The sequence below is a fragment of the Bradyrhizobium sp. WSM2254 genome (genome assembly GCF_000472645.1).
GTDB lineage: Bacteria > Pseudomonadota > Alphaproteobacteria > Rhizobiales > Xanthobacteraceae > Bradyrhizobium > Bradyrhizobium niftali.
The window spans coordinates 1-12,125 of record NZ_AXAB01000001.1 but is presented as its reverse complement, the minus strand read 5'-3'; the positions used below and the strand labels follow the sequence as shown (position 1 = coordinate 12,125).

Annotated in this window: 11 protein-coding genes and 2 pseudogenes; 7 read left to right on the top strand and 6 right to left on the bottom strand. The window is 64.2% G+C overall.

Annotation, left to right across the window (positions count from 1 at the left end; genetic code table 11):
* Nucleotides 1-29: 29 nt before the first annotated feature.
* The 3 genes from A3M7_RS0100065 (at nt 30) to A3M7_RS0100055 (ending at nt 4,548) form a co-directional block, all read left to right on the top strand.
* Nucleotides 30-947, top strand: a complete 918-nt coding sequence (locus A3M7_RS0100065) for a pirin family protein (protein WP_027542065.1) — start codon at nt 30-32, stop codon at nt 945-947.
* Between the two features lie 78 nt (nt 948-1,025).
* Nucleotides 1,026-1,940: a phosphoribosylaminoimidazolesuccinocarboxamide synthase gene (locus A3M7_RS0100060; RefSeq protein ID WP_027542064.1), complete on the top strand. Its 915-nt coding sequence runs from the start codon at nt 1,026-1,028 to the stop codon at nt 1,938-1,940.
* A 391-nt stretch (nt 1,941-2,331) separates the two neighbouring features.
* Nucleotides 2,332-4,548, top strand: coding sequence for a SulP family inorganic anion transporter (locus tag A3M7_RS0100055; RefSeq protein WP_027542063.1), 2,217 nt, complete (start codon nt 2,332-2,334; stop codon nt 4,546-4,548).
* Nucleotides 4,549-4,642: 94 nt separating this feature from the next.
* Here the strand turns inward: A3M7_RS0100055 and A3M7_RS0100050 are convergent, their stop codons facing one another.
* Nucleotides 4,643-5,008 carry a nuclear transport factor 2 family protein gene (locus A3M7_RS0100050; RefSeq protein ID WP_027542062.1) on the bottom strand — a complete coding sequence of 122 codons (366 nt, stop codon included), beginning with the start codon at nt 5,006-5,008 and terminating at the stop codon, nt 4,643-4,645.
* Nucleotides 5,009-5,042: 34 nt separating this feature from the next.
* On the bottom strand, nt 5,043-5,924 hold the full coding sequence (locus A3M7_RS0100045) for an NAD(P)H-binding protein (RefSeq protein ID WP_027542061.1): 882 nt from the start codon (nt 5,922-5,924) through the stop codon (nt 5,043-5,045).
* Here A3M7_RS0100045 and A3M7_RS43640 point away from each other — a divergent pair.
* The 3 genes from A3M7_RS43640 to A3M7_RS0100025 all read left to right on the top strand — a co-directional run bounded on the left by A3M7_RS43640 (nt 5,916) and on the right by A3M7_RS0100025 (nt 8,024).
* A complete protein-coding gene (locus A3M7_RS43640) occupies nt 5,916-6,863 on the top strand; it encodes an AraC family transcriptional regulator (protein WP_084301432.1) in 948 nt (315 codons plus the stop codon). The genes A3M7_RS0100045 and A3M7_RS43640 overlap by 9 nt on opposite strands.
* A 271-nt stretch (nt 6,864-7,134) precedes the next feature.
* The gene (locus A3M7_RS50350; protein WP_245284179.1) at nt 7,135-7,557 is read left to right on the top strand and encodes a hypothetical protein; all 423 of its coding nucleotides are present in this window, start codon (nt 7,135-7,137) and stop codon (nt 7,555-7,557) included.
* 191 nt (nt 7,558-7,748) lie between these two features.
* Entirely contained in the window at nt 7,749-8,024 is a 276-nt protein-coding gene (locus A3M7_RS0100025; RefSeq protein ID WP_027542060.1) for a hypothetical protein, read from the top strand.
* A gap of 51 nt (nt 8,025-8,075) precedes the next feature.
* Here the strand turns inward: A3M7_RS0100025 and A3M7_RS0100020 are convergent, their stop codons facing one another.
* Both A3M7_RS0100020 and A3M7_RS0100015 read right to left on the bottom strand, forming a co-directional pair.
* Nucleotides 8,076-9,569, bottom strand: a complete 1,494-nt coding sequence (locus A3M7_RS0100020) for an NAD-dependent succinate-semialdehyde dehydrogenase (RefSeq protein ID WP_027542059.1) — start codon at nt 9,567-9,569, stop codon at nt 8,076-8,078.
* A 185-nt stretch (nt 9,570-9,754) separates the two neighbouring features.
* Nucleotides 9,755-10,075, bottom strand: coding sequence for a hypothetical protein (locus A3M7_RS0100015; protein WP_027542058.1), 321 nt, complete (start codon nt 10,073-10,075; stop codon nt 9,755-9,757).
* A 348-nt stretch (nt 10,076-10,423) separates the two neighbouring features.
* Here A3M7_RS0100015 and A3M7_RS0100010 point away from each other — a divergent pair, with 348 nt between their 5' ends.
* Nucleotides 10,424-11,617 carry a serine hydrolase gene (locus tag A3M7_RS0100010; protein WP_027542057.1) on the top strand — a complete coding sequence of 398 codons (1,194 nt, stop codon included), beginning with the start codon at nt 10,424-10,426 and terminating at the stop codon, nt 11,615-11,617.
* Between the two features lie 246 nt (nt 11,618-11,863).
* Here A3M7_RS0100010 and A3M7_RS43630 read toward each other — a convergent pair.
* A pseudogene (locus A3M7_RS43630) lies at nt 11,864-12,052 on the bottom strand (IS3 family transposase); the annotation flags it as partial.
* Nucleotides 12,034-12,125, bottom strand: a pseudogene (locus tag A3M7_RS51180) (integrase core domain-containing protein); the annotation flags it as partial. The pseudogenes A3M7_RS51180 and A3M7_RS43630, both read right to left, overlap by 19 nt.

Sequence of the window (12,125 nt, the reverse complement as noted above, 5' to 3'; positions counted from 1 at the left end):
GCATCCAAGAAAGTCAAAAGGAGTCCACCATGAGCTGGCAACCCTCCAACGATCCCGTGCTCGGCGATCCCATGTCCTGCGATGCGCTCGATCTCGTCATCGTGCCGCGCACGCGCGACCTCGGCGACGGATTTGAAGTGCGCCGGGCGCTGCCGCATGGCAGGCGGCAGATGGTCGGGCCGTTCATCTTCTTCGACCATTTCGGCCCGGTGCAGTTCGTCTCCGGCAAGGGCATGGACGTGCGGCCGCATCCGCATATCGGGCTTGCCACCGTCACCTATCTCTTTGACGGCTCGATCATGCATCGCGACAGCGAGGGCAACATCCAGGAGATCCAGCCCGGCGCGATGAATTTGATGACCGCCGGACGCGGCATCGCGCATTCCGAGCGCACGCCGGACGCTCAGCGCGCCTCGGGCCAGAAGATGCTGGGCCTGCAAAGCTGGATCGCATTGCCGGCCGGATCGGAAGAGATCGCGCCGTCGTTCCAGCACTACGGCGCGGGCGATTTGCCGATGATCTCCGAGCGCGATTTCACCGCGCGGGTGATCGCGGGCTCCGCTTTCGGCATCACCTCGCCTGTTGCGATGGTCTCGCCCTGGTTCTACACCGAGGTGACGGCGATCGCGGGCGCGAGCGTGCCGCTCGACCCCGATCACGAGGAGCGTGCGATCTACGTGGTGGACGGCGAGGTCGAGATCGCGAACGAGCGCTATGAGGGGCCGCGGCTGCTGATCTTCCGGCCCGGCGACCGCATCACCGTGAAGGCGCTCAAGGCAACGCGCATGATGTTTCTCGGCGGCGATGCATTGGAGGGCCCGCGCCACATCTGGTGGAATTTCGTCTCCTCCAGCAAGGAGCGGATCGAGCAGGCCAAGCAAGACTGGAAAACCGGCCGCTTCGCGGCGGTTCCGCAGGAACATGAGTTCATTCCGCTGCCGGAATAGGCTAATCCGGTTTCCGGCCGCGCTGTCCGGTGCGGCCGGACTCTCTGCCCGAAGGCCCTGTCTGCGAAAGCTTTGCCGATGACCACCATGCTCTCCAGCGACCTGCCCCTCCCCAAGATCGGGCGCGGCAAGGTGCGCGATATCTACGCCGTCGACGACGACCGCCTGCTGCTCCTCACCACCGACCGCATCAGCGCCTTCGACGTCGTGATGGGCGAGACCATCCCGATGAAGGGCGCGGTGCTGACCCAGATCAGCGCGTTCTGGTTCAACGAACTCGAGGGCGTGGTGCCGCATCACATGATCAGCGCCGACACCGACGAGATCATCGCTTCCGTGCCCGCCTTGAAGCCGCACCGCGCCGAAATTCTCGGCCGCGCCATGCTCTCCCGCCGCACCACGGTGTTTCCGATCGAATGCGTGATCCGCGGCTATCTCTCCGGCTCGGCCTGGAAGGAATATGCGGCCAGCGGCACGCTCGCGGGCGAGAAGCTGAAGGCCGGCCTGGTCGAGAGCGAAAAGCTGGAGCCGGCGATTTTCAGCCCGGCGACCAAGGCCGAGACCGGCCATGACGAGAACATCACGATTGCGCGGATGCGCGAGGTGGTCGGCGACGAGACAGCCTACACGCTCGAGAGCATGACGCGCGCGATCTACACGCTCGGCGAGGAGCTGGCGCGCGAGCAGGGCATCATCATCGCGGACACCAAGTTCGAGTTCGGCCGCGACAAGGACGGCCGCATCATCCTGATCGACGAGGTGATGACGCCGGACTCCTCGCGCTTCTGGGCGGCCAGCGCCTACAAGCCCGGCCAGCCGCAGGCCAGCTTCGACAAGCAGCCGCTGCGCGACTATCTCGACGTCGAGCGCCGCGCCGGCCGCTGGAACGGCGACGCCCCGCCGCCACCGCTGCCGGCGAGCGTGGTGGAGGCGACCAGCAAAAGGTATCTGGAAGCGTATCGGCGCGTGACGGGAAAAGAGCTGACGATTTAGGCAGCGGCTGTTTTTCGTCGTCCCGGCGAAGGCCGGGACCCATACCGCGAGGTCCATCGGTCGCGGGCGGTTCTAATCCCGAACGACCAATCCTCGCCAAACTCCTCCCTGGGGTTATGGGTCCCGGCCCCCGTGCGCAATTGCGCACTAGGCCGGGACGACATCGGATGTGTGGCGCGTGCTTCGGCTTCTCCGCATCCGCCCGCCGCGTATGATTGGCCGTTCACACGCCATAGATCACGCGTCCGCTCGGACGCGTATCCCGCTGACGACCGAAGCAAACAGCATCGCCAAAACTGTCGGATATTTCATAGTTACAAGAATCCTGTTGCGCTAAGTCCGTAGTCGTCTACGTCTCGGACGAGACTTTTCTCAGGGCGGGTGCCACGGCGTGACAGATCCAGCAATTAGCCTCGGTCCGGTCACCGGGGTCAGTCCGTCCCTCAAGCGTGCGCTGAATGATATACTGGGCGGGAGCGCCGCCAGCGTCCTGACCGTCACCTTCGGGCTTTCCTACGCGCTGCTGATCTTCACCGGGCCGCTGTCGCCCTATCTGTCCTACGGCATCGCCGCGACCTTCATCAGCTCCGCCGTGTTTGCGGCTGTCATCGGGCTGGGAAGCTCCCTGCCCTTCGCGGTCGCCGGTCCCGACAGCTCGACCGCCGCGGTGACGGGCATTTTGGCCGCCTCGCTGGTCGAACGCATCGAAGCGGCCAACCTGTCGGCACCGGTGCTCTCGCCCGTCCTGATCACGCTTGGCCTGTCGACCCTGCTGACCGGAGTCGTGCTGTGCGGACTGGGACTGACGCGGATGGGCCGCGCCATCCGCTACGTGCCTTATCCGGTGATCGGTGGCTTCCTCGGCGCCACCGGACTCCTGATCGTCATGGGCGCGATCCGGGTGATCACCGATCATCCCGTGCAGTTCTCCACCCTGCTGCACTTCACCAACGGCGTCACGCTTTCGGAGTTGGGCGCCGCCTGTGCGATGGCGCTGGTGCTCTATCTGACGTGGCACCGCTCGCGCAACGCGTTCGGATTGCCGATCATCCTGGTCGGCGGCATGCTCACCGCGCATCTGGCGTTGTGGATCGCCGGGATTTCACCGGAGGAGGCGCGCACGTTGGGCTGGACCTTCCAGCCGCCGCCGCCGGCGACCTTCATGTTGCCCTGGCACACCGCCGACCTCGCGCACTATCCGTGGTCCGCCGTGCCGGACCTGCTCGGCAACCTCGTCGCGGTGATCTTCGTTACCGCCTCCAGCACCCTATTCAACACCACCGGCATCGAGGTCGCCGTGCACCGCGAGGCCAATCTCGAGCGCGAGCTGAACATCACCGGCGCCGCCAACATCCTGAGCGGCGCGCTCGCCGGCTATGCCGGCTGTATCTCGGTCAGCCGCTCGATCCTGAATTTCAGCAGCGGCGGCCGCGGACGCCTGTCCGGCCTCACGGTTGCGGCCATATCACTGCTGATGCTCGCGATCGCACCGGAGCTGCTCGGCTTCATGCCGAAATTCGTGCTCGGCGGCCTGCTGCTTTATCTCGGCGCCGACCAGCTCCACAAATGGCTCATCGAGTCGCGCAAGCGGCTCTCCAAGCTCGAATATTTGTCGCTGGTCGCCATCATCGCGATCATCGTCATCTGGGGTTTCGTGCCGGGCATCCTGATCGGCGTGGTCATCGGCTGCGCGACCTTCGCGTTCAGCGCGGCGCGGGTCGAATCGATCAAGTACAGCTTTGACGGCGCCGAATATCGCTCCTCGCTCGACCGCTCGCGCGACGACCAGGAGGTGCTGCTGGCTCATGGCGGCAAGATCCAGGGCCTGAATCTCCAGAGCTATCTTTTCTTCGGGTCCGCCAACCGGCTCTATCAGCACGTCAAGCTATTGCTGCACGAACGCCCGGAGTGCCGCTATCTGCTGTTCGACTTCAAGCTCGTCACCGGCGTCGACTCCTCGGCCGCCTACAGTTTCGCGCAGATCAAGCGCAGCGCCGGCGACCTCGGCGTCGAGCTGATCCTGGTGCATGTGTCGGCCGCGGCCGAGAAGGTACTACGCTCCAGCGACTTCATCGGCGACGGCGTCACCGTCATTCCCGAGCTCGATCATGCGCTGGAGTGGTGCGAGAACGAGCTCATCGCGCAGCATCAGGAACTGGCGCAGGAAGAGGCGAGCTTGCGCGACTGGTTCACGGGGATTCTCGACAGCGAGGACGATGCCGACGAGCTGATCCGCCGCTGCCAGCGCCTCGAGGTCGGGGCCGGCGAGGTCATCGTGCGGGCAGGCGAAGCGGCCGATTCCATGCATTTCATTCTCGACGGCCGCGTCGGAATCATGATCCCCGCCGACGACGATCGCACCACGCGGGTGCGCAGCCTCGGCCGCTACACCACGATCGGCGAGATGGGCCTGGTCGCGCAGACCCCGCGCAACGCGACGATCCAGGCCGAGGTCGACAGCGTGCTCTACGTGCTCACCGCACACCAGTTCGACGCCCTCAAGGCGGAAGACCCCGCGCTCAGCCACAAGCTGCTGACCTATTTCGTGTCGGTGATGGCCGAGCGGCTGACATTTGCGAACAGGACGATCGCGGTGCTGCGGCGGTAATTGGCCCGTAGCTGCGTAGCCCGCATGAGCGAAGCGATATGCGGGACCCGCGGCCCCGGATGTCGCTGCGCTCATCCGGGCTACGAAGCTTCAGCTATGGCTGCCGCGGATTTACAAATCCGTGAAGCTGCCGAATGCGGTCTCCATCCAGGACCGCCATGTCGATGCCTGTTGCAGCCGGCGTTGCAGCTCCCGGCGCAGCCAGGGTCCAGCCGAATAGAGCCTGATCGTGATGCGCGTTCACGTCGCCTGCGAGCGTGAAGCGCAGGTCCGGAAGCCTTGCCTGCAAGGCCTCCACCAGGCGCTCGATTGCATCCCGTCCGGCGACCGAGTCATTCGGGTCGATATAGACGCATTCGTCGCTGAAGACATCGTCGATCAGCCGTCGGCGTTTGCCGGCATCTCGCTCGTTCCAGACGGCAATGTAGTTCTGGACGAGATTTGTCACTCGTTCGCTCATTGGATTTTCTCCTCCTCATGACCATGCCTGCCGTTTACGACAGGGTATCGCTAACCATCGTGTCCAGGCTGCTCGCGGCGACGCCCAACAGTGCCTCGGTATCGCCGGCATCGAGCAGAAGCGGCTTCTCGAACAGATAAGACATCTCGATCCCTTCGCTGAAGCCGATGCCTTCCAGATCCGCCGAGGTGAGGCGAAGCAGGTCCGGAACGTCGATCTTCAGCGCGACCGCAAATCTGCGCACCAGTTCGCGCACGGACGCGGACTGCGACGGCACGTGAAAGGCGCGGCCCCATTTTCCGGTAAAGCGCGACGCGGCGACCAGCGTCCTCGCCGTGTCCTTGGTGAAAGACCAGGCATGCGCCACATCGGGATCGCCGAGGAACGCGACCGGCTCTTTTTTGAGCAGCGACGGCAGTGCCAACAGCGAGAAATAGGCGACCGCGCCTTTGCCGAGATAGTCGCTTGCGCGGACCTCGAGCGCGGGAACGTTCGATCGCAGCGCACGCTGCCACATGATGTGCCGGGTCGTGCCCTTCCGGGTGGTCGGGTCCGGCTCCAGGTCCGCAGTGAGAGGGCTCACGGCCGCCGCGCCATAGCCATAGACATTCCCGACCACGAGTAGCCTGGCACCAACCTGCTCGGCCGCCTTGACCGTTCCGTCCATGATCGGAAAGAAGTCGGTCGGCCATCTGTGATAGGCGGCCATGGCGCACATGAAGATCGCATCGGCGCCCTTGGCCAATCCGGCGAGCTGCGCAGCGTCGGCAGCATCCGACGAAACCGTACGCACATCGCCGGCATCGAGCGACCCGGCATTCCTGCTCGTCAGGATGACGCTGTGTCCCTGCTCTGCCAGGAGGCGAGCCGTCTCGCGTCCAACGGGACCGGCTCCGACAATCACGTAATGACTCACTTTGCATCCTCATTTGTCACGAAACGACAGATGAGTTCTTTGGCGCCGGAGCCGTTGAAAATCGCGCACGATGCGCCAAATATCGAGCACGTTCCGCCAAGATCTGGAGCCTGGCCCATGCATGCGAGACCGCGTTCGGCGCCAACATCGGCCGGCACCGCCGCCGCGGCCATGCGAACCGAGCCTGACTCCGTTGCGCTCGAGCCGATCCGCGATCACCGGATCGTCATCCACCTCAGCCCTGCGACGCGCTCATTCTGTCTTGAGACCGGGGATCAGTTTCTGCGTCAGGCCGGCGATATCGACGTGATTCCGTGCGGCGCCTTGGGCGGCTTTGTGGCGGAGACGCCCTACCAGTCGCTTCAGATCCGACTCGCGCCGAGCATGCTGGACCATGCAGCGTCCAGGGCTCGACAATTGGCATCCGCCCGACTGACGCACCATCATATGCTGCGGAATGACCGCATCGTCCTGCTCGGACAGGCTCTCGAAAGCGACGTGAAAGCGGGCTCGCCGAGCGGCCCGTTGTTTGCCGAGAACGTGGGAATGGCCCTGGCGGTCGAATTGCTGAACCTGGCGAATGATCCGCCGGCCCAGGCCATCCGCCTGTCCAACGCGCAGCTCCAGAGAGTCCTGGCCTACATCGATGCAAATCTCGACCAGCCGCTCACCATCGACATTCTCAGCCGCGAGGCCGGTGTCAGCAGCTCGCATCTACGGGCCTGGTTCAAGGCGGCGATGGGCGTCACGGTCCATCGCTACGTTCTGAGGCGGCGGGTGGAGCACGCGCAGCAGCTAATGCTTCAGGGCAATCGCAAGCTCAGCGAAATTGCCCTTGCAGCGGGCTTTTCCCATCAATCTCACCTCGCCAAATGGATGCGTCGCGAGCTCGGACGCAGTCCCAGTCAGGTGCGCCGCGGCACGATGCCGACGAGCTGATCCGCCGCTGCCAGCGCCGCTTGTGATAAGGCAGTTGGCGTGACCCATTGCCGTGCGTTGGCTCAATAGCGGCCGGCGCCGATTTCCAGTATGATCCTGCCTGCCATTGGCTCTCCGAGCACGACACGGCGTGCCCCCGATGAAGCTTCTCCTTTCAATCGCGACTTCGACTGCACGCCGCTCCAGACCAGCGCGAGGAAGACCTCCAGGGACCGCGCAACGGCCCCTGGACTGCGAAAGCGCATTTGGAAGACAGCAATGGAGAAGAAACATGACACGTACGTGTGCGAGAAGAATTGCACTAGCAGTCTCGACCTTCGCCTGCGCGGCGTTGTTCTCCTTCACCTGGACTGAGGAGCACGGTGCCTCGATGTCGGTCGACAGTGCGCAGGCGCGGGTCGGTCGCCCGCTGACTCCCGTGAGCGTTGCGGGCGTGGCACGTCGACAGACGCGGCGCGCCGTATACGGTGCCGGCGCCTACGGTGTCGGGGCGGGTGCCGCAGCGGTTGGCACAGCCGCCGCGATTGCCGCAACCTCACCTGGATGGGGGGCCGGTACGGGCTATTATGCGGGTGGCGGTCCTTACGCGGCTTACGGCTACTCCACGGAGGACTGGCGGAAGCGAAACGGCATGGTCTGCGCACCCGGTACGCTGACCAAGATGGACGACGGCCGCATGTATCGCTGTCAGTAATGGCACAAACGCATGAGCGGGAGGCGGCTTTCGAGCCGGCTCCTGCATCTTGCACCTTTGCCAGAAGACGCGCGCCTCGCAACAGCGGTCAAGCCGCTGCTGCAATTCCTCTGCTGCCTTGATCCAGATCAAGCCGGGAGCAACCTACAGAAGAATGCTGATCACTCGGCTTTATCCCGAGGGAGGTTGCCATGAAGCTGGTCGACACCAAGCGAATGCTACTTGTTGCAGCCGTTCTCGGCTGTGGAATCTTCGGCTCGATCAATTGGTCACACGACGACGGCATCACGGTCGTCGTTCAAGCCGCTGAAGCCAGGGTCGGACGACCGGCGACCCCGGCGAGCGTCGCCGGCGTCGCGCGTCGCACCACGCGGCGCGCCGTCGTAGGGGGAGCGGCCGTGGGTGCGGCAGCGGCCAGCACGGCATGCGTCCGCGTCTATGTGAACGGCGCCTACGTGTGCCGCTGATGCATTCGCGCCGGCGAGTTCAAATCGCCGGCGCGCAGCATCGGTTGCCGGTTAGACCCCCGCCATCATCACGTATTTGATCTCGACATATTCTTCCATGCCGTGACGCGAACCTTCGCGCCCAAGGCCGCTTTCCTTGACGCCGCCGAAGGGCGCGACTTCCGTGGTGATGAGACCGGTGTTGACTCCGACCATGCCGGACTCCAGCGCTTCGGCGACTCGCCAGACGCGGCCGAGATCGCGAGAGTAGAAGTAGGAGGCCAGACCAAACGGCGAGGCGTTGCACATCGCGATGACGTCGGCTTCGTCCTTGAAGCGGATCACCGGCGCGAGCGGGCCGAAGGTTTCCTCCTGCGCCACCAGCGAGTCCGGCTTGACGTCGGCGAGCACCGTGGGCTCGAAGAAGGAGCGTCCGAGCTCGCTACGCTTGCCGCCGGTGACGACCTTGGCGCCGCGCTTCACGGCGTCGGCAATGTGGCGCTCGACCTTGTCGACCGCCTTCAGGTTGATCAGCGGGCCCTGCGTCACGCCGCTCTCGGTGCCGTCGCCGATCTTCATCGCCGCGACCTTCTTCGACAGCTTCTGCACGAACTCGTCGTAGATCTTGTCCTGGGCGTAGAGGCGGTTGGCGCAGACGCAGGTCTGGCCCATGTTGCGGTATTTCGAGACGATGGCGCCTTCGACCGCTGCATCGATATCGGCGTCGTCGAACACCACGAAGGGCGCGTTGCCGCCGAGCTCGAGGCCGAGCCGCTTCACGCCGACGGAGGCCTGCTGGTAGAGAATCTTGCCGACGGCGGTCGAGCCGGTGAAGCCGACGAAGCGGACCGCAGGATGCTCGCACAGCACCTTGCCGATCGGCGGCGCATCGCCGGTGATGATGTTGAGCACGCCCTTGGGAATGCCAGCCTTCTCGGCAAGCACGGCCAGCGCCAGCGCCGACAGCGGCGTCTCGTTGGCGGGCTTCAGCACCACGGTGCAGCCGGCCGCCAGCGCCGGCGAGACCTTGCGCGTGATCATCGAGTTCGGGAAATTCCACGGCGTGATCGCGCCGCAGACGCCGATCGGCTGCTTGATCGCGAGCAGGCGCGCATCAGGACGCTGGGTCGGAATGGTTTCGCCATAGACGCGGCGGGCTTCCTCGGCGAAGAACTCGATATAGGCCGCGCCGATGTCGACCTCGCCCAATGCCTCGGAGAGCGGCTTGCCCTCCTCGGAGGTGAGGATCAGCGCGAGGTCCTCGCGGTTGGCGACGATCAGATCGAACCATTTGCGCAAAATGTTGGAGCGCTGCTTGGCGGTGTGCTTGGCCCAGGCCGGGAAGGCACGCTCGGCGGCTTCAACCGCCTTGGTGGTCTCGTCCGCGCCAAGCTGCGGGACTTTGGCGAGCTCGACGCCGGTCGCAGGATTGTGGACGGCAAAGACCGGTGTGCCGACCCAGGCGCCGTCGATGTAGCAAGCTTCCTTCAGCAGCGAAGGGTCCTTCAACCGGTCGCGCAGAGAGGCGGTGGCGTGCTGGGCGCGTGCGGCGGCGGTCGGGGTCATGGCGTTACTCCTCAGGGCGCGTTCTGATCGGCCCGGAATATAGGGACAGACGGCGCACAATGCACCGCCCCGCAACGCACATCAGATGGGAGCTAAACTCGCAGCGGCGACCCCTTACCTCTCCCCGGCGAGGAGAGGTGGGCCATCGCGACCGCTGCAGCAGGTCAACCCAGTCTCGTCGTCGTTTAGGCCGCGCCGCTCATATAGGTCTCGCGCCGGCCGATCATGCGCTCGGCGGCGGCCTTGGCGTCGGACTTCGAGGAGGTCGCGCAGGTCCGGTATTCGAGATCGGGAACGCCCGAGGTGTCGCGGCGGCCAAACCACGACTTCGAGCCGACCGGCAGCAGCGCCAGCGCCTGCGCCAGATTGTCGACCGCACCGAAGGAGTAGAGCGCGCCGCTGCCGGCGATGCGGACCTCGTAAATGCCGGGCGAGATCGGCGCCTCGAGATTGTCGCCCCGTCCGGGACGGGGATAGCGCTTCCATTCGCTCCAGGTTGAAATCATCAGAGGTCCCCCTCGCGGCCGGTGCCGGCCGCCAAAATTTGTATCAAGTCCTAACGTCCACGGCTGATTGGGCCCGTTGCCAAACGCCGCAACGCACAAAATGTTTCGGGTGCTTCAAACACGCGAAACATATCGCCAGAGCCCATCCACGGTCACGGTTCGTTGCGGCCATCCACCGCAGATTGTGACGGAGTGTTGCAGTTGAGCCGCCTTGTCGTCCTGCGCGGGGCGCGGGCCGTCAAGTCACGACATCGCGACCGGCGGAGGCATCGGGACGCGCTTGCCGCGCGGGGCACGCAGGAGGACAATCGATCACTTCCAACAATAATCAAACCGGAGGAAATGCGTATGCGAAGCCAAGCTCAGATCGACGAGATTCTGCGTAAGACAAGCGACGCCAAGGAAATTCCCGGTGTCGTCGCCATCGCCGCCAGCGGTAACGACGTGCTGTATCAAGGCGCGTTCGGCAAGCGCGATCTGTCCAAGCCCGACGCGATGACAACGGACAGCGTGTTCTGGATCGCCTCGATGACGAAGGCGGTGACATCGGCGGGCGCGATGCAACTGGTCGAGCAAGGCAAGCTGTCGCTGGACGCGCCGATCGGTGACGTGCTGCCCGACCTCGCCAAGCCGCAGGTGCTCGAAGGCTTTGACGCCAAGGGCGAGCCGAAATTGCGGCCGGCCAAGGGCGCGATCACGCTGCGCCAGCTCATGACCCATACCGCCGGCTTTGCCTACAATGTGTGGAACGGTGATCTCGCGGTCTACTTGGAGAAGACCGGAACTCCGAACATCTTCTCCTGCCAGGACATCGCGCTGAAGACGCCGATCATGTCTGATCCCGGTACGCGCTGGGAGTATGGCATCAACATCGACTTCGTCGGCAAGGCAGTGGAAGCCGTCAGCGGCAAGCGGTTGGACGCGTATTTGCGCGACAATCTCTTCACCCCGCTCGGCATGAGCGACACCGGCTTCAAGATCACCGACAACATGCGCCAGCGGCTGGTCGCCACCCATGCTCGCGGCGAGGATGGATCGCTCGCGCCGATCCCGTTCGAGATCGAGCAGAATCCGGAATTTTGCATGGGTGGTGGCGGCCTTTACGGCACTGCCGGCGACTACATCAAGTTCACCCAGATGATCCTCAACAAGGGCCGCGGCAACGGCAGCCAGGTGCTGAAGCCCGAGACGGTCGCGACGATGGGCCAGAACCACATCGGCGATCTCACCATTGGCAAGATGACGACGGTTGCGCCCATGTACACCAACGATGTCGATCTCTTCCCTGACATCGTGAAGAAGTGGGGGCTGTCCTTCCTGATCAATACCGCCAAAACGCCGGAGGGCCGCAGTGCCGGCAGCCTCGCCTGGGCTGGTCTCGCCAACACCTATTTCTGGATCGATCCGGCGCGCGATGTTTCCGGCGTGATCCTGATGCAGGTGTTGCCGTTCGTCGACGCCAAATGCATCGAGGCCTTCACGGGATTCGAGCGCGGAGTTTATGCCGGGCTCGATGCGGGCAGCGGGCAGAAGGCGGCGTGAGGGACGCTGCTCTCACCACACGACAACTGTCATTCCCCGCGAAAGCGGGGAATCCAGTACGCCGCGGCCTTTCGATAAACCACTGACGTCTCGGAGTACTGGATCGCCCGGTCAAGCCGGGCGATGACAGCGGAGGATGAGGCACGAGCGTGCCTCCCCATCGTCATTGCGTGCGTAGCGAAGCAATCCAGAGTCCCTCCGCGGAGGCAGACTGGATTGCTTCGCTGCGCTCGCAATTGTCGATGTTCAATAATTCGCTGATTGGATCGGGGTGGCCTTGGTAGCGGCGAAGGCCTTGGGAGTTTGTCCTGCCAAGGCCTGATGGGGTCTGTGGTTGTTGTAGTAGACGAGGTACTCGAACAGTTCTTTGGCGAAGTGGTCGAGATGGTCGAAGGTCGCGCCTTCGATGACGTCCTCATCGAGGGTGCGCCAGAAGCGTTCGACTTTGCCATTGGTCTGCGGCCGATATGGCCTGGTGTAGCGGTGTTTGATGCCGAGCTCGAGCAGC